The sequence below is a fragment of the Streptomyces sp. NPDC057616 genome, from assembly GCF_042800575.1.
Taxonomy (GTDB): Bacteria; Actinomycetota; Actinomycetes; order Streptomycetales; family Streptomycetaceae; genus Streptomyces.
Genome location: NZ_JBHVGU010000031.1, coordinates 106,313 through 123,273 on the forward strand (window position 1 = coordinate 106,313; position 16,961 = coordinate 123,273).

The window sequence follows — 16,961 nt, forward strand, 5'->3', positions numbered from 1 at the left end:
GGCACGGTGTCCAGCACATGCTCGCGTCCGGAGGTCCGCACCGGCACGGCGGGGAACGCCCGCCCGAGCTCCTCGGCGGTCCGCCGCGCGCCCACGACCTGCGCCCGCAGCCGGAACCCGCCGCACTCCGGACAGTGCCAGCCGTTCTCCTCCCGCCCGCACCATCCGCACCGCAGCGCGGCACCCGACTCCTGTCCCTCCAGCGGCCCGGAGCAGTGCCTGCACCGTGCGGGCTCCCGGCAGTTGGCGCACGCCATCCGGGGGACGTAGCCCCGCCGCGGCACCTGCACCAGCACCGGCCCGAGCCGCAGGCCCTCCCTGACGGCCTGCCAGGCGAGGGTCGGCAGCCGGGCGGCCCGGGCGGCCTCGTCCCGCGCGAGATCCGTGTCCCCGACCGTCCGCACGAGCGGAGCGGCCGCGCGCACCTGCTCGCGGGCCGCGACGATCGGCCGGGCCCAGCCGCTCTCGACGAGCTGCGCGGCCTCCACCGTGCAGCTCCAGCCGCCCAGCAGGAACGCGCACTTGTCGAGGGCGGCCCGCAGCAGCAGCACCTCCCGGGCGTGCGGCTGGGGCGCGTGCTGCTCGCTGTGGCTGTCGTCCCCGTCGTCCCAGACGGCGACGAGGCCCAGGTCCCGCACCGGCGCGAACATCGCGGCGCGGGTTCCGATGACGGCCCGTACGGACCCCCGCCGCACGGCAAGCCACTCCCGGTACCGCCTCTCGGGCCCGGCGTCGGCGGTGAGCACCGCGTGCCGGCCCTTCCCCAGCAGAGCGGTCAGCGCGGCGTCGACCCGGGCCACCGCCCGTCCGTCGGGCAGCACGGCGAGCGCACCGCGCCCCGAGGCCAGCGTCGCGGCCATGGCACGCGCCAGCTCGTCGCTCCACGCCGGCCCGGGCAGCGCGTTCCAGACGGCGCGTGGCGCGCCCCCGGACGCCAGCGCGTCCAGGAACCCGGGACCCTGCTCGTACCGCTCCCAGGACCCCGCGTCCGGCTTCCCCGGCGGCGGCAGCGGGTCCGGGGACGGCCGCTGCTCGGCCCGGGCACTGCGCGGCGGTACGGCCAGCTGGAGCACGTCGGCGAGAGATCCCGCGTACCGGTCGGCGACGGCCCGGGCGAGTCCCAGCAGCTCCTCGCTCAGCACCGGCTCGGGCGAGACGACCTGCGCCAGCGCGGCCAACGGCCCGGAGTAGTCGGACTCCGCCAGCCGCTCGATCAGGAACCCGTCGATCAGCCCGCCGCCCTCGCGCCGCCCTTCCCGCACCCGGTGCCGCCCGGCCCCGAACCGCACCCGCACCCGCACACCCGGCCGGGCGTCGGCGTCCAGCTCCTCGGGCACCGCGTAGTCGAAGTACCGGTCCAGATGGAGTACGCCCTTGTCGACCAGCACGCGCGCCACCGGCAGCTCCTTGGCCAGCGCGGCCCCCCGCCACGTCCGCGGCTTGGCCCTGGGCACCTGCGCCTTGCGCACGCTCTCCCGGATGAGCGCGAGCTGCTCCGGGGGCGCGCCTTCGGCCCCGCCATCCACCGACCCGTTCTCGCTGCTCACGCTTGCATTGTTCCAAACGGCACCGACACCGACGCGGCCCGAGATCGGACCGGCCGCGGATCGTGCACGCCGTTCGGCGCTTCTGCCTTGGGCCACTCGGCCATACCGGGTCCCGCGGGACCGGCAGCAGGATTCGAACCTGCGAGGGGATCTCCCCGGAAGTATCCGCAGCCCTCGCACCGGGCCGCGTCGGCCACCGTGCGACGCCCGGCGTACGGAGACGGGACCCGGCCGGCGAGCGGATAACGCCCGAACGCGCCGAGGCCCGGCCCCCGAAGGGAACCGGGCCTCACGGAGATCGGGGACCTTACAGGCCCACGGCCTTGCGCAGCGCCTCCACGCGGTCCGTGTTCTCCCAGGTGAACTCGGGGAGCTCGCGGCCGAAGTGGCCGTACGCCGCGGTCTGGGCGTAGATCGGGCGGAGCAGGTCGAGGTCGCGGATGATCGCGGCCGGGCGGAGGTCGAAGACCTCGTCGATGGCCTTCTCGATCTTCTCGGTCTCGACCTTGGCGGTGCCGAAGGTCTCGACGAACAGACCGACCGGCTCGGCCTTGCCGATCGCGTACGCCACCTGTACCTCGCAGCGGGAGGCCAGACCGGCGGCGACGACGTTCTTCGCCACCCAGCGCATCGCGTACGCGGCGGAGCGGTCCACCTTGGACGGGTCCTTGCCGGAGAAGGCGCCGCCACCGTGACGGGCCATGCCGCCGTACGTGTCGATGATGATCTTGCGGCCGGTGAGGCCGGCGTCGCCCATCGGGCCGCCGATCTCGAAGCGGCCGGTGGGGTTGACCAGGAGGCGGTAGTTCTCCGTGTCCAGCTTGATGCCCTCGTCCAGGAGCGCCTTCAGCTCCGGCTCCACGACGAACTCGCGGATGTCGGGGGCGAGCAGGGACTCCAGGTCGATGTCGCTCGCGTGCTGCGAGGAGACCACCACGGTGTCGAGGCGGACGGCCTTGTCGCCGTCGTACTCGATGGTGACCTGCGTCTTGCCGTCGGGGCGCAGGTAGGGGATGGTGCCGTTCTTGCGGACCTCGGACAGGCGCTTCGACAGGCGGTGCGCCAGGAAGATCGGCAGCGGCATGAGGGTGGGCGTCTCGTCGGTCGCGTAGCCGAACATCAGGCCCTGGTCGCCGGCGCCCTGGCGGTCCAGCTCGTCCTCGTCGCCCTCGACGCGGTTCTCGTACGCCGTGTCGACACCCTGGGCGATGTCCGGGGACTGCGCGCCGATGGACACCGAGACGCCGCAGGAGGCGCCGTCGAAGCCCTTCTTCGAGGAGTCGTAGCCGATCTCGAGGATCTTGCTGCGGACGAGGGTCGCGATGTCCGCGTAGGTCTTGGTGGTGACCTCACCGGCGACGTGGACCAGGCCGGTGGTGATCAGCGTCTCGACGGCGACCCGGGAGGACGGGTCCTCGCGCAGAAGCGCGTCGAGAATGGTGTCGCTGATCTGGTCAGCGATCTTGTCGGGGTGACCCTCGGTCACGGACTCCGAAGTGAACAGGCGACGGGACACAACGCTCCCTGGGGTTGCAGCGGCTGCTGGCTGATCATGGGCGGACGGGCTCGGGGGCTGCGCCCGGCCTCGTCCGAGAACAGTTTATCGGGCGTGCTCGGCCATCGGCCTCCCTGTCTCGCCTCTCGGGAGGGCTGTGACCTGCGGCACGCGCATTCTGCCCAATCCTGCACGGACTTGGCCAGGGCCGCCACACCCCTGTGGCAGAGGTTTGAGAGGTTCGAGAAGCGAATGAAACATTCAGCTCAGACGCTCCGCCACCAGATCCCAGACCGTTTCGGCCAGATGCTCCTTGGGGCCGCGGGAGACCGGGGTCTCGGTGCCGTCGGCGCCGAGCACCACCGCCTCGTTCTCCTCGGAGCCGAAGGTCTTGCGCTCCCCCACCTCGTTCACGACGAGGAGGTCGCAGCCCTTGCGGCGCAGCTTCGCCCGCCCGTTGGCCAGGACGTCGTCGGTCTCGGCCGCGAAGCCGACGATCACCTGACCCTCACGGGCGCGCTCCGCGGAGATCTCGGCGAGGATGTCCGGATTCCGTACGAGGACGATGGGGTCCGGTTCCTTGTCGTCCTTCTTCTTGATCTTCCCGGCCGCGTACGCCGCCGGGCGGAAGTCGGCGACCGCGGCGGCCATCACGACGGCGTCGGCGTCCGCCGCCGCCTTCAGCACGGCCTCGCGCAGCTGGACGGCCGTGCCGACCTGGACGACGTCCACGCCGGCCGGGTCGGGCATGCCGGTGTTCGCGGCGACGAGCGTGACCCGGGCGCCGCGTGCGGCGGCGGTGCGGGCGAGGGCGTAGCCCTGCTTGCCGGACGAGCGGTTACCGAGGAAGCGCACCGGGTCGAGGGGCTCGCGGGTGCCGCCCGCACTGACCACGACGTGCCGTCCCGTGAGGTCCGGCTCGGTGACCCCGCGGTCCAGCACGCGGCGGCAGACGGCGAAGATCTCCGCCGGGTCGGGCAGCCGGCCCTTGCCGGTGTCGACGCCGGTCAGACGGCCGACGGCGGGCTCGATGACGACCGCGCCGCGGCCGCGCAGCGTCGCCACGTTCTCCTGGGTTGCCGGGTGCTCCCACATCTCCGTGTGCATGGCGGGCGCGAAGACGACCGGGCAGCGGGCGGTCAGCAGGGTGTTGGTGAGCAGGTCGTCGGCGATGCCGTGGGCGGCCTTCGCGAGGACGTCCGCGGTCGCCGGGGCGACGACGACCAGGTCGGCGTGCTGCCCGATGCGCACGTGGGGGACCTCGTGCACGTCGTCCCAGACCTCGGTGGAGACGGGGTTGCCGGAGAGGGCGGACCAGGTCGCGGCGCCCACGAAGTGCAGGGCGGAGGCGGTGGGGACGACGCGCACGCCGTGTCCCGACTCTGTCAGCCTTCGCAGCAGCTCACAGGCCTTGTACGCGGCGATGCCGCCGCTGACCCCCAGCACGACCTTCGGCTTGTCCACCGGGCCTCCCCGCACTCGACATTCCTACGCCGCGGCTCCGGCGTACGTCTCCATCACACACCACAGGCCCGACAGTCGCGCTGCCGGGCCTGTGGAAAAGCTAACCGCGATACGAACGTACTACTGCGCCGGGCCCTCGATGGCCTCGGAGGTCAGCAGTCCGGCGTTGATCTCGCGCAGGGCGATCGAGAGCGGCTTCTCGTGCACGTGGGTGTCGACGAGCGGACCGACGTACTCGAGGAGGCCCTCGCCGAGCTGCGAGTAGTACGCGTTGATCTGGCGGGCACGCTTGGCCGCGTAGATCACGAGGCTGTACTTCGAGTCGGTGGCCTCGAGGAGCTCGTCGATCGGCGGGTTGATGATGCCCTCGGGCGCGGAGATGGAAGAGGACACGCTCTACCTTCCGATGGATGGGAAAGATGCAGTGTGGATGACCGGGCCCTGGCGATCTTGACGATCAGGCACGATCACACAACGTCCATCAAGGCTAGCAGCTCGCGCGCCACGTCCTCGACGGAGGTGTTGACCAAGGTCATGTCGAACTCCGGCTCGGCCGCCAGCTCGATCTTCGCCGCGCCCAGCCGGCGCTCGATCACCTCGGGCGGTTCGGTGCCCCGCCCGGTGAGCCTGCGCACGAGCTCCTCCCAGGAGGGAGGCGCCAGGAACACCAGCCGGCCCTCGGGCATGGTCTCGCGGACCTGCCGGGCGCCCTGGAGGTCGATCTCCAGGAGGACCGGCACACCCGCCTCCAGGTGCTCCAGCACGGCCGCACGCGGCGTGCCGTAGCGGTTGCCGGCGAACTCGGCCCACTCCAGCAGCTCGCCGTTGGCGATCAGCTTGTCCATCTCGTCGTCGGTGACGAAGAAGTAGTGGACACCGTGCTTCTCGCCGGGGCGGGGCTTGCGGGTCGTCGCCGACACCGAGAGCCAGACCTCGGGGTGTTCCTTGCGCATATGGGCGACGACCGTGCTCTTGCCGACCCCCGAGGGGCCGGAGAGCACGGTCAGCCGCGGACGTTCACTCATGCAGCGATTATTCCAGCAATCCCGGCATGCCCGGGACTCCGGTCCGGAGATCCCGGACTCAGGAGCCGGTGCTGCCGAACTCACGCTCCAGGGAGGCGATCTGGTTGGAACCGAGGCCGCGCACGCGGCGGCTCTCGGAGATGCCGAGTCGCTCCATGATCTGCTTGGCGCGGACCTTGCCCACGCCCGGCAGGGACTCGAGCAGCGCGGAGACCTTCATCTTGCCGATGACGTCGTTCTCCTGGCCCTGCTTGATGACCTCGTGCAGGGAGGCGCCGGAGTGCTTGAGTCGATTCTTGACCTCGGCCCGCTCCCGGCGAGCCGCGGCGGCCTTTTCGAGCGCGGCTGCGCGCTGTTCAGGGGTAAGGGGCGGAAGAGCCACGCCTACGTCACCTCGGATGTCGAACTGTCGGATACGGACCGGTGAGGAACCTAGTCGCCCCACACCTGGGGAGCCACGAGCAACACGCTTGCCCGTTGACTCTCGTCGGAGACTAGCGGGCAAGTCCGCCAGAGTCAGCGAGAACAGCGGAAAAGTCCTGGTCAGCCTGCGCCAGGTCGGACATTTAGGACATACTGCCCTGGATTTGAGGATGTATCCAGACTCAAGGACTCTCTGGAACACCCGTCCGAGCACGCGTCGGAGGTCTCCGAAGACCTCACACGGCCGCCACGGCGGCGGCGATCTCCTCCGCGAAGCGGGTCGCGGCGGAGCGCAGTGCCCCGGTGTCGGGGCCCTGCCGCAGCACTCCCCGGCTGACGTTCGGCACGACGTTGCGCACCGCGGCACCGAAGACGCCGGGAAGATCGGCGGCGGTCGCGCCCTGGGCGCCGATGCCGGGCGCCAGGAGCGGCCCGTTGATGTCCAGGTCGTACGAGGACAGGTCGCCCAGCGTGGCGCCGACGACCGCCCCGAAGGAGCCCAGGGGCTCCTCCCCCTCGTTCTCGGCGGCGAGGTGGGCGAGCATCGTCGCTCCGACGGTCCGCCCGTCCGCGCGCACGGCGTGCTGCACCTCGCCGCCCTCCGGGTTGGAGGTCAGCGCGAGCACGAACAGGCCCGTGCCGCTCTCCCGGGCCAGCGCGACGGCCGGGGAGAGCGAGCCGTAGCCGAGGTAGGGCGAAACGGTGAGGGCGTCGGAGAAGAGCGGCGAGTCCTTGTGCAGGAAGGTCTCCGCGTACGCGGCCATGGTCGAGCCGATGTCGCCGCGCTTGGCGTCCATCACGACCAGCGCACCGGCCGCCCGGGCCTCCTCGACGGACTTCTCCAGGACCGCGATGCCGCGGGAGCCGAAGCGCTCGAAGAAGGCGCTCTGCGGCTTCAGGACGGCGACCCGGTCGGCCATGGCCTCCACGACCGTACGGCTGAACCGCTCCAGGCCGGCGACGTCGTCGGTCAGGCCCCACTCGGCGAGCAGGGACGCGTGCGGGTCGATGCCGACGCACAGCGGCCCGCGCTCGTCCATCGCGCGGCGCAGACGGGTGCCGAAGGGTTCGAGAACGCTCATGCGGGCTTCCTGGTGTCGGCGCCGACGGCGTCGGCGAGGGTGGCGTAGGGGCTGGTGTGCAGGCGGGCGGCGAGGCCCTTGTGGACGGCGCGGCCCCAGAAGGGCCCCTCGTAGACGAAGGCGCTGTAGCCCTGGACGAGCGTGGCGCCCGCCAGGATGCGCTGCCAGGCGTCCTCGGCGTTCTCGATGCCGCCGACGCCCACGAGGGTGATGCGGTCGCCCACGCGCGCGTAGAGGCGGCGCAGCACCTCCAGGGAGCGGGCCTTCAGCGGCGCTCCGGACAGGCCGCCGACCTCCTTGACCAGCGAGGGTTCGGACTTCAGGCCGAGCCCGTCGCGCGCGATGGTGGTGTTGGTGGCGATGATCCCGTCGAGGCCGAGTTCGACGGCGAGGTCGGCGACGGCGTCGACGTCCTCGTCCGCGAGGTCCGGCGCGATCTTGACCAGGAGCGGGACGCGGCGGGTGGTCACCGAGCGGTCGGCGGCCTCGCGGACGGCGCTCAGCAGCGGGCGCAGCGCCTCGGTGGCCTGGAGGTTGCGCAGCCCGGGCGTGTTGGGCGAGGAGACGTTCACCACCAGGTAGTCGGCGTACGGCGCCAGCCGCTCGGTCGACTTCACGTAGTCGGCGGCGGCCTCGTCCTCGGGGACGACCTTGGTCTTGCCGATGTTGACGCCCACGACGGTCCGGAAGACCGTCTCGCGCGAGGCCAGGCGGGCCGCCACGGCCAGCGAGCCCTCGTTGTTGAAGCCCATGCGGTTGATCAGCGCGCGGTCCTTCACGAGCCGGAACAGCCGCTTTCTGGGGTTGCCGGGCTGGGCCTCGCCGGTCACCGTGCCGATCTCGACGTGGTCGAAGCCCAACATCGACATGCCGTCGATGGCGACCGCGTTCTTGTCGAAGCCGGCGGCGAGGCCGAACGGGCCGTGCATGCGCAGCCCGAAGGCCTCGGTGCGCAGCTCCTCGAAGCGCGGCGCGAGCGCGGCGGCGACGAAGGTGCGCAGCACGGGGATGCGGACGGCCAGGCGGATCCAGCGGAAGGCGAGGTGGTGCGCCTGCTCCGGGTCCATCCGCCTGAAGACCAGCCGGAAGAAGAGCTTGTACATCTCGGAGGTGTCCTCTGTCTGTGTCCTCATACAGAGGGGGACACCGTTTCCGGTGTCCCCCTCGTCGGCTGCTAGTCGCGGGCCGCGGTCAGGTGTTCGGCGTGTTCCTGGAGCGAACGGACGCCCACGTCACCGTGGTTGAGGGCGTCGATGCCCTGGACGGCGGCGGCGAGCGCCTGGACCGTCGTCAGGCACGGGACCGACCGCGCCACGGCCGCCGTACGGATCTCGTAGCCGTCGAGGCGGCCGCCGGTGCCGTACGGGGTGTTGACGATGAGGTCGACCTCGCCGTCGTGGATGAGCTGGACGATGGTCCGCTCGCCGTTGGGGCCCACGCCCTCGGACAGCTTGCGCACGATCGTGGCGTTGATGCCGTTGCGCTTGAGGACCTCGGCGGTGCCGGAGGTGGCGAGCAGCTCGAAGCCGTGGGCGACGAGTTCGCGCGCCGGGAAGATCATCGAGCGCTTGTCGCGGTTGGCGACCGAGATGAACGCGCGGCCCTTGGTCGGCAGCGGACCGTAGGCGCCCGCCTGCGACTTGGCGTACGCCGTGCCGAAGACGGAGTCGATGCCCATGACCTCGCCGGTGGAGCGCATCTCCGGGCCGAGCACGGTGTCGACGCCGCGGCCCTGGATGTCCCGGAACCGGGACCACGGCATGACCGCCTCCTTGACGGAGATCGGCGCGTCGAACGGCAGCTCGCCGCCGTCGCCGTTCGCCGGGAGCAGGCCCTCGGCGCGCAGTTCCGCGATCGTCGCGCCCAGCGAGATCCGGGCGGCGGCCTTCGCCAGCGGCACCGCGGTCGCCTTCGAGGTGAAGGGGACGGTGCGGGACGCGCGCGGGTTGGCCTCCAGGACGTAGAGGATGTCGCCCGCCATCGCGAACTGGATGTTGATCAGGCCGCGGACGCCGACGCCCTTGGCGATGGCCTCCGTCGAGGCGCGCAGGCGCTTGATGTCGAAGCCGCCGAGGGTGATCGGGGGCAGCGCGCACGCCGAGTCGCCGGAGTGGATGCCGGCCTCCTCGATGTGCTCCATGACGCCGCCGAGGTAGAGCTCGGTGCCGTCGTAGAGGGCGTCGACGTCGATCTCGATCGCGTCGTCGAGGAAGCGGTCGACCAGGACCGGCCGGGAGGGGCTGATCTCGGTCGACTCGGCGATGTAGGACTCCAGCCGGGTCTCGTCGTAGACGATCTCCATGCCGCGGCCGCCGAGGACGTACGACGGGCGGACGAGGACCGGGTAGCCGATCTCGTCGGCGATGGCCTTGGCCTCGGCGAAGGTGGTGGCGGTGCCGTGCTTGGGGGCCGGCAGGCCGGCCTCGGCGAGGACGCGGCCGAAGGCGCCGCGGTCCTCGGCGGCGTGGATCGCCTCGGGGGACGTGCCGACGATCGGCACGCCGTTGTCCTTCAGCGCCTGCGACAGGCCGAGCGGGGTCTGGCCGCCGAGCTGGACCACGACGCCCGCCACCGGGCCGGCCTGCTGCTCGGCGTGCACGATCTCCAGCACGTCCTCGAGCGTCAGCGGCTCGAAGTACAGGCGGTCGGAGGTGTCGTAGTCCGTGGAGACGGTCTCCGGGTTGCAGTTGACCATCACGGTCTCGTAGCCCGCGTCGCTCAGCGCGAAGGACGCGTGCACGCACGAGTAGTCGAACTCGATGCCTTGGCCGATGCGGTTGGGGCCGGAGCCCAGGATGACGACGGCCGGCTTCTCGCGCTGCGCGACCTCCGTCTCCTCGTCGTAGGAGGAGTAGAAGTACGGCGTCCTGGCGGCGAACTCGGCGGCGCAGGTGTCGACCGTCTTGTAGACCGGGCGGACGCCCAGCGCGTGCCGGACCTCGCGTACGACGTCCTCGCGCAGCCCGCGGATCTCGGCGATCTGCAGGTCGGAGAAGCCGTGCCGCTTGGCCTCGGCGAGCAGGTCGGGCGTCAGCTCGGGCGCCTCGGCGAGCTCGTCCGCGATCTCCTTGATGAGGAAGAGCTGGTCGACGAACCAGGGGTCGATCTTCGTGAAGTCGAAGATCTCCTCCGGCGTGGCGCCGGCGCGGATCGCCTGCATGACCGTGTTGATCCGGCCGTCGGTCGGGCGGACCGCCTCCTCGAGGAGGGCGGCCTTGTCGCCGGGCTCGCCGACGAAGGTGAACTGGCTGCCCTTCTTCTCCAGCGAGCGCAGCGCCTTCTGGAACGCCTCGGTGAAGTTGCGGCCGATGGCCATGGCCTCGCCGACCGACTTCATGGTCGTGGTCAGCGTGGAGTCGGCCTGCGGGAACTTCTCGAAGGCGAACCGGGGGGCCTTCACGACCACGTAGTCGAGCGTGGGCTCGAAGGAGGCCGGGGTCTCCTGGGTGATGTCGTTCGGGATCTCGTCGAGCGTGTAGCCGACGGCGAGCTTGGCCGCGATCTTGGCGATGGGGAAGCCGGTCGCCTTGGAGGCGAGGGCCGACGAGCGCGACACGCGCGGGTTCATCTCGATGACGATCACGCGGCCGTCGTCGGGGTTCACCGCGAACTGGATGTTGCAGCCGCCGGTGTCGACGCCGACCTCGCGGATGATCGCGATGCCGACGTCGCGCAGCACCTGGTACTCGCGGTCGGTCAGCGTCATCGCCGGCGCGACGGTGATCGAGTCGCCGGTGTGCACGCCCATGGGGTCGAAGTTCTCGATGGAGCAGACGACCACGACGTTGTCGTGCTTGTCGCGCATCAGCTCCAGCTCGTACTCCTTCCAGCCGAGGATGGACTCCTCCAGGAGCACCTCGGTGGTCGGGGAGAGCGTGAGGCCCTGGCCGGCGATGCGGCGCAGCTCCTCCTCGTCGTGCGCGAAGCCGGAGCCGGCGCCGCCCATGGTGAAGGACGGGCGGACGACGACCGGATAGCCGCCGAGGGTCTCGACGCCCCCCAGGACGTCGTCCATGGTGTGGCAGATGACCGAGCGGGCGGACTCGCCGTGGCCGATCTTCTTGCGGACCTCCTCCACGACGTCCTTGAACAGGTCGCGGTCCTCGCCCTTGTGGATGGCCTCGGGGCGGGCGCCGATCAGCTCGACGCCGTACTTCGCCAGCACGCCGTTGTCGTGCAGCGAGATGGCCGTGTTGAGCGCCGTCTGGCCGCCCAGGGTGGGCAGCAGGGCGTCCGGGCGCTCCTTGGCGATGATCTTCTCGACGAACTCCGGGGTGATCGGCTCGACGTAGGTGGCGTCGGCGATCTCCGGGTCGGTCATGATCGTCGCCGGGTTGGAGTTCACCAGGACGACCCGCAGGCCCTCGGCGCGCAGGATGCGGCACGCCTGGGTGCCGGAGTAGTCGAACTCGGCGGCCTGGCCGATGACGATCGGGCCGGAGCCGATGACCAGGACGGACTGGATATCGGTGCGCTTAGGCACGCTGGCCCTCCATCAGGGATACGAAGCGGTCGAACAGGTAGGCGGCGTCGTGCGGGCCGGCTGCCGCTTCGGGGTGGTACTGGACGCTGAAGGCCGGACGGTCGAGGAGCCGCAGCCCCTCCACCACGTCGTCGTTCAGGCAGACGTGCGAGACCTCGGCGCGGCCGTAGGGGGTCTCGGAGACCCTGTCGAGCGGGGCGTCGACGGCGAAGCCGTGGTTGTGCGCGGTGACCTCGACCTTGCCGGTCGTGCGGTCCTGCACGGGCTGGTTGATGCCGCGGTGGCCGTACTTGAGCTTGTACGTGCCGAAGCCGAGGGCGCGGCCCAGGATCTGGTTGCCGAAGCAGATGCCGAAGAGCGGGGTGCCGCGCTCCAGGACCTCGCGCATGACGGAGACCGGGTGGTCGGCGGTGGCCGGGTCGCCCGGACCGTTGGAGAAGAACACGCCGTCGGGGTCGACGGCGTAGACGTCCTCGGCGGTCGCCGTGGCGGGCAGCACGTGCACCTCGATGCCGCGCTCGGCCATGCGGTGCGGGGTCATGCCCTTGATGCCGAGGTCGACGGCGGCGACGGTGAACTTCTTCTCGCCGATCGCCGGGACGACGTACGCCTCCTTGGTGGCGACCTCGGCGGAGAGGTCGGCGCCCTTCATCTCCGGGGCCTGGCGGACCTCGGCGAGCATGGTGCCCTCGTCGGGCAGCGCGTTGCCGGAGAAGATGCCGACGCGCATCGCGCCGCGCTCGCGCAGGTGGCGGGTGAGCGCGCGGGTGTCGATGCCGGAGATGCCGACGACGCCCTGGTGGCGCAGCTCGTCGTCGAGCGAGCGCCGGGAGCGCCAGTTGGACGGCACGCGCGCGGGGTCGCGCACGACGTAGCCGGAGACCCAGATCCGCTTGCTCTCCGGGTCCTCGTCGTTGACTCCGGTGTTGCCCACGTGCGGGGCGGTCATCACCACGACCTGGCGGTGGTACGACGGGTCGGTCAGGGTCTCCTGGTAGCCGGTCATGCCGGTCGAGAAGACCGCTTCGCCGAAGGTCACCCCCACGGCCCCGTAGGCACGGCCGCGGAACATCCGGCCGTCCTCCAGGACGAGTACGGCGGGAGTCCTGCTGGCTCCCCTGGTGGAGGTTGTCATCGTGCGCCTTCCGTCTTGTTGATCATGTGGTTCAGGGTGTCGACCCACTCCGCCTGCTCGGCCGCGTGGTCGGAGCGGAAGCCCGAGTCGATCAGCCGCTCGCCGTGCTGCCAGGTCACCACCAGCAGTCCGCCCTCCGTCAGCACCTTGCCGGCGATGCCCTTGTCGAGCCGGGCCTCGCGCAGCTGCGCGAGGGGGACGAAGAAGTCGGCCGCACCGGGGCGTACGACGTCCAGTCCCGCGTCCGTCAGCGTGAGCTCGACCCGGCTGCGGGTGCCGAGGCCGCGCGCCACGATCCGGTCGAGCCACTGACCGGCGGTGGTGGAGCCGTGGTAGCGGCCGCTCATCGTCAGTCTCGCCTCGCCGGGCTCGTCCGGCGCGCCGGGGAGCTCGGGCAGGTCGCCCTGGAGCGTGCCGCGCCACTTCCAGCCCTCGCGCATCAGCCAGTAGACGAGCGCGACGAACAGGGCGAGTCCGACGAGCCAGCCGACGCGGGCGGCCCAGTCGGTGACCTCGGCCGACTTCTTCGCGTCGGCCAGATACGTCAGATGCAGAGGTGTCACGTGAGCTTCCCGTCGACGAGCGTGGCCTTGCCCCGGAGCCACGTGTGCGTCACACGGCCCGGCAGCTCACGCCCCTCGTACGGGGTGTTCCGGCTGCGCGAGGCGAAGCCCGCGGGGTCCACCGACCCACGGTATGCCGTGTCGACGAGCGTGAGGTTGGCGGGCTCACCAGCCGAGACGGGACGCCCGTGGCCCTTCGCCCCGCCGATCTCGGCCGGCTTGACGGACATGCGCTCGGCGACCCCGGCCCAGGTGAGGAGCCCGGTGTCGACCATGGTCTCCTGCACCACCGACAACGCGGTCTCCAGGCCCACCATCCCCATGGCGGCGGCGGCCCACTCGCAGTCCTTGTCCTCGTGCGGGTGCGGGGCGTGGTCGGTGGCGACGATGTCGATCGTGCCGTCGGCGAGCGCCTCGCGCAGGGCGATCACGTCGCGCTCGGTGCGCAGCGGCGGGTTGACCTTGTAGACCGGGTTGTAGGTGCGCACCAGCTCGTCCGTCAGGAGCAGGTGGTGCGGGGTCACCTCGGCCGTGACGTCGATGCCGCGGGACTTGGCCCAGCGCACGATCTCCACGGAGCCCGCGGTCGAGAGGTGGCAGATGTGCACGCGGGAGCCGACGTGCTCGGCGAGCAGGACGTCGCGGGCGATGATCGACTCCTCGGCCACCGCCGGCCAGCCGCCGAGGCCCAGCTCGGCGGAGACGATCCCCTCGTTCATCTGGGCGCCCTCGGTCAGCCGCGGCTCCTGCGCGTGCTGGGCGACGACTCCACCGAAGGCCTTCACGTACTCCAGCGCGCGCCGCATGATCACGGCGTCGTCGACGCACTTGCCGTCGTCCGAGAAGACGGTGACTCCGGCGGCGGACTCGTGCATGGCGCCCAGCTCGGCGAGCTTCTTGCCCTCCAGGCCGACGGTGACGGCGCCGATGGGCTGCACGTCGCAGTAGCCGTGCTCCTGGCCGAGCCGGTAGACCTGCTCGACGACGCCGGCGGTGTCGGCGACCGGGAAGGTGTTGGCCATGGCGAAGACGGCCGTGAAGCCGCCGCTCGCCGCGGCGCGCGTGCCGGTCAGCACGGTCTCGGAGTCCTCGCGGCCCGGCTCGCGCAGGTGCGTGTGCAGGTCGACCAGGCCCGGCAGCAGCACCTTGCCGGCGGCCTCGACGACCTCGGCGCCCTCGCCGGACAGCCCCGTGCCGACCGCCTCGATGACCGAGCCGTTGATCAGGACGTCCTGGGCCTCGCCGCCGAGCACCTTCGCACCACGGATCAGGATCTTGCTCATGGTCTTACGTCTCCTCGGGACCGGCGGGGCGGGTGTGGGTGACGGCGGGCTCGTTGCCACCGAGCAGCAGGTACAGGACGGCCATCCGGATGGAGACTCCGTTAGCGACCTGCTCGACGACGGTGCAGCGGTCGGAGTCGGCGACCTCGGCGGTGATCTCCATGCCGCGGACCATCGGGCCGGGGTGCATCACGATGGCGTGCTCGGGCATCTTCGCCATGCGCTCGCCGTCCAGGCCGTAGCGACGGGAGTACTCGCGCTCGGTCGGGAAGAACGCGGCGTTCATGCGCTCGCGCTGGACCCGCAGCATCATCACCGCGTCGGACTTGGGCAGCACGGAGTCGAGGTCGTACGACACCTCGCAGGGCCAGGTCCCGACGCCGACCGGCACCAAGGTGGGCGGCGCGACCAGGGTGACCTCGGCGCCGAGGGTGTGCAGCAGGTCGACGTTGGAGCGGGCGACGCGGCTGTGCAGGACGTCGCCGACGAGCGTGATGCGCTTGCCGGACAGGTCCTGGCCGAGCCCGGCGTCCCGGCCGACCAGCCGGCGCCGCATGGTGAAGGCGTCGAGCAGGGCCTGCGTGGGGTGCTGGTGCGTGCCGTCGCCGGCGTTGATGACGGCGGCGTCGATCCAGCCGGAGTTTGCGAGGCGGTAGGGCGCCCCGGAGGCGCCGTGCCGGATGACCACGGCGTCCACGCCCATGGCCTCCAGCGTCTGGGCGGTGTCCTTCAGGGACTCGCCCTTGGAGACGCTCGAGCCCTTGGCGGTGAAGTTGATGACGTCCGCGGACAGCCGCTTCTCGGCGGCCTCGAAGGAGATCCGCGTGCGCGTGGAGTCCTCGAAGAAGAGGTTGACGACCGTGCGGCCGCGCAGGGTCGGCAGTTTCTTGATCGGCCGGTCGGCGACCCGGGCCATCTCCTCGGCGGTGTCGAGGATCAGGACGGCGTCGTCGCGGGTGAGGTCGGCGGCCGAGATGAGATGACGCTGCATCTGTCAGGCTCCGTAAGGCAGTTCAGGTTCGGGAGATTCCGGGCAGGCCGGGGCGCACCGGGGCGGTGCGGCCCCCGCGGCTGCTACTGGGTCTGCTTCACGCCGAGCAGCACGGTGTCGCGACCGTCCTCCTCGGCGAGCAGGACCTTGACCGTCTCCCGCAGCGACGTGGGGAGGTTCTTGCCGACGTAGTCGGCGCGGATGGGCAGTTCGCGGTGGCCGCGGTCGACGAGGACCGCGAGCTGGACCGCGCGCGGGCGCCCGACGTCGTTCAGCGCGTCGAGGGCGGCTCTGACGGTGCGGCCGGAGAAGAGCACGTCGTCGACGAGGACGACGAGCTTGCCGTCGATGCCGTCACCGGGGATCTCGGTGCGGGCCAGCGCACGCGGCGGGTGCATGCGCAGGTCGTCGCGGTACATGGTGATGTCGAGCGAACCGACGGGGATCTTGCGGGCGGTGATCTCCTCGAGCTTGGCGGCGAGCCGCTGGGCGAGGAAGACGCCTCGGGTCGGAATGCCGAGGAGCACCACGTCGTCGGCGCCCTTGGCGCGCTCGACGATCTCGTGGGCGATGCGGGTCAGTACCCGCGCGATGTCAGGGCCTTCGAGCACGGGCCGGGCATCGGACGACTGCGTGTCCTGCGTGTCCATACGAAACGGACCTCCTTCTCCGCCTCACGGGACGGACCTTAAAGGACGTCGGATTTGCGCCATCAACGGTAGCAGGCCCGCACGACACCCCAGATCACCCCCCTGGCGTAATCAGCCACCGCCGCAACGGAAGAGTCGGTGTGGACCATTCGGCTTGACGCACGAGAGTCACGCTGCGTAACCTCACAGTGAGTTACGAGACGCGCGGCTCGGGACCCCTCAAGCTGCGCCGACACAGTGTCCGGGGAGCTATATGTCCAGCGAATACGCCAAACAGCTCGGGGCCAAGCTCCGGGCCATCCGCACCCAGCAGGGCCTTTCCCTCCACGGTGTCGAGGAGAAGAGCCAGGGACGCTGGAAGGCGGTAGTGGTCGGATCGTACGAGCGCGGCGACCGAGCCGTGACCGTGCAGCGCCTCGCCGAACTGGCGGATTTCTATGGGGTCCCGGTGCAGGAGCTCCTGCCGGGCACCACCCCGGGCGGCGCCGCCGAGCCGCCGCCGAAGCTGGTCCTGGACCTGGAGCGGCTGGCGACCGTGCCGCCGGAGAAGGCCGGCCCCCTCCAGCGGTACGCGGCCACGATCCAGTCGCAGCGCGGCGACTACAACGGCAAGGTGCTCTCGATCCGCCAGGACGACCTGCGCACACTCGCCGTCATCTACGACCAGTCGCCCTCGGTCCTCACCGAGCAGCTGATCAGCTGGGGCGTGCTGGACGCCGATGCACGCCGCGCAGTCGTCCACGAGGACGCCTGACAGCTCGCACAGCAGAAACGTGGCAAAAGGGGGGGGGGGGAGGCGCCCGGGTTTGTGCCCCCCCAA

General features: G+C 71.1%; 14 protein-coding genes and 1 pseudogene. 1 reads left to right on the forward strand and 14 read right to left on the reverse strand.

Annotated features, from left to right (window positions below):
- The 14 genes and pseudogenes from ACFU97_RS32835 to pyrR all read right to left on the reverse strand — a co-directional run.
- A pseudogene (locus ACFU97_RS32835) lies at positions 1-1,547 on the reverse strand (primosome assembly protein PriA); the annotation flags it as partial.
- A 307-nt stretch (positions 1,548-1,854) separates the two neighbouring features.
- Positions 1,855-3,063: a methionine adenosyltransferase gene (metK, locus tag ACFU97_RS32840; RefSeq protein WP_384264037.1), complete on the reverse strand. Its 1,209-nt coding sequence runs from the start codon at positions 3,061-3,063 to the stop codon at positions 1,855-1,857.
- Between the two features lie 240 nt (positions 3,064-3,303).
- Positions 3,304-4,506 carry a bifunctional phosphopantothenoylcysteine decarboxylase/phosphopantothenate--cysteine ligase CoaBC gene (gene coaBC / locus ACFU97_RS32845; RefSeq protein ID WP_384264038.1) on the reverse strand — a complete coding sequence of 401 codons (1,203 nt, stop codon included), beginning with the start codon at positions 4,504-4,506 and terminating at the stop codon, positions 3,304-3,306.
- A gap of 120 nt (positions 4,507-4,626) precedes the next feature.
- Positions 4,627-4,899, reverse strand: a complete 273-nt coding sequence (gene rpoZ / locus ACFU97_RS32850; protein ID WP_003977348.1) for a DNA-directed RNA polymerase subunit omega — start codon at positions 4,897-4,899, stop codon at positions 4,627-4,629.
- A 74-nt stretch (positions 4,900-4,973) separates the two neighbouring features.
- Entirely contained in the window at positions 4,974-5,531 is a 558-nt protein-coding gene (gmk, locus tag ACFU97_RS32855; protein ID WP_384264039.1) for a guanylate kinase, read from the reverse strand.
- Positions 5,532-5,589: 58 nt separating this feature from the next.
- Positions 5,590-5,913, reverse strand: a complete 324-nt coding sequence (locus ACFU97_RS32860; RefSeq protein ID WP_003977346.1) for an integration host factor — start codon at positions 5,911-5,913, stop codon at positions 5,590-5,592.
- A 277-nt stretch (positions 5,914-6,190) separates the two neighbouring features.
- Entirely contained in the window at positions 6,191-7,036 is an 846-nt protein-coding gene (gene pyrF, locus ACFU97_RS32865; protein ID WP_384264040.1) for an orotidine-5'-phosphate decarboxylase, read from the reverse strand.
- Positions 7,033-8,139: a quinone-dependent dihydroorotate dehydrogenase gene (locus tag ACFU97_RS32870; RefSeq protein ID WP_384264059.1), complete on the reverse strand. Its 1,107-nt coding sequence runs from the start codon at positions 8,137-8,139 to the stop codon at positions 7,033-7,035. The genes pyrF and ACFU97_RS32870 overlap by 4 nt, the downstream gene beginning before the upstream one ends.
- 71 nt (positions 8,140-8,210) lie before the next feature.
- Positions 8,211-11,519: a carbamoyl-phosphate synthase large subunit gene (carB, locus tag ACFU97_RS32875; RefSeq protein WP_384264041.1), complete on the reverse strand. Its 3,309-nt coding sequence runs from the start codon at positions 11,517-11,519 to the stop codon at positions 8,211-8,213.
- The gene (carA, locus tag ACFU97_RS32880; protein ID WP_384264042.1) at positions 11,512-12,654 is read right to left on the reverse strand and encodes a glutamine-hydrolyzing carbamoyl-phosphate synthase small subunit; all 1,143 of its coding nucleotides are present in this window, start codon (positions 12,652-12,654) and stop codon (positions 11,512-11,514) included. The genes carB and carA overlap by 8 nt, the downstream gene beginning before the upstream one ends.
- Positions 12,651-13,217: a hypothetical protein gene (locus ACFU97_RS32885; RefSeq protein ID WP_384264044.1), complete on the reverse strand. Its 567-nt coding sequence runs from the start codon at positions 13,215-13,217 to the stop codon at positions 12,651-12,653. The genes carA and ACFU97_RS32885 overlap by 4 nt, the downstream gene beginning before the upstream one ends.
- Positions 13,214-14,500, reverse strand: a complete 1,287-nt coding sequence (locus ACFU97_RS32890; RefSeq protein WP_384264045.1) for a dihydroorotase — start codon at positions 14,498-14,500, stop codon at positions 13,214-13,216. The genes ACFU97_RS32885 and ACFU97_RS32890 overlap by 4 nt, the downstream gene beginning before the upstream one ends.
- A gap of 4 nt (positions 14,501-14,504) precedes the next feature.
- Positions 14,505-15,491, reverse strand: coding sequence for an aspartate carbamoyltransferase catalytic subunit (locus tag ACFU97_RS32895; RefSeq protein ID WP_384264047.1), 987 nt, complete (start codon positions 15,489-15,491; stop codon positions 14,505-14,507).
- Positions 15,492-15,574: 83 nt separating this feature from the next.
- Positions 15,575-16,141, reverse strand: coding sequence for a bifunctional pyr operon transcriptional regulator/uracil phosphoribosyltransferase PyrR (gene pyrR / locus ACFU97_RS32900; protein ID WP_384264048.1), 567 nt, complete (start codon positions 16,139-16,141; stop codon positions 15,575-15,577).
- A gap of 253 nt (positions 16,142-16,394) precedes the next feature.
- Between pyrR and bldD the strand changes: the two genes are divergently transcribed.
- On the forward strand, positions 16,395-16,895 hold the full coding sequence (bldD, locus tag ACFU97_RS32905) for a transcriptional regulator BldD (RefSeq protein ID WP_384264049.1): 501 nt from the start codon (positions 16,395-16,397) through the stop codon (positions 16,893-16,895).
- The last annotated feature ends 66 nt before the right edge of the window (positions 16,896-16,961 follow it).

Coding starts and splice junctions, on each gene's coding strand:
- gmk (WP_384264039.1), bottom strand. CDS start 5,531: ATGAGTGAACGTCCGCGGCTGACCGTGCTCTCCGGCCCCTCGGGGGTC.
- ACFU97_RS32870 (WP_384264059.1), bottom strand. CDS start 8,139: ATGTACAAGCTCTTCTTCCGGCTGGTCTTCAGGCGGATGGACCCGGAG.
- ACFU97_RS32890 (WP_384264045.1), bottom strand. CDS start 14,500: ATGAGCAAGATCCTGATCCGTGGTGCGAAGGTGCTCGGCGGCGAGGCC.
- ACFU97_RS32895 (WP_384264047.1), bottom strand. CDS start 15,491: ATGCAGCGTCATCTCATCTCGGCCGCCGACCTCACCCGCGACGACGCC.
- bldD (WP_384264049.1), top strand. CDS start 16,395: ATGTCCAGCGAATACGCCAAACAGCTCGGGGCCAAGCTCCGGGCCATC.
- pyrF (WP_384264040.1), bottom strand. CDS start 7,036: ATGAGCGTTCTCGAACCCTTCGGCACCCGTCTGCGCCGCGCGATGGAC.
- carA (WP_384264042.1), bottom strand. CDS start 12,654: ATGACAACCTCCACCAGGGGAGCCAGCAGGACTCCCGCCGTACTCGTC.
- pyrR (WP_384264048.1), bottom strand. CDS start 16,141: ATGGACACGCAGGACACGCAGTCGTCCGATGCCCGGCCCGTGCTCGAA.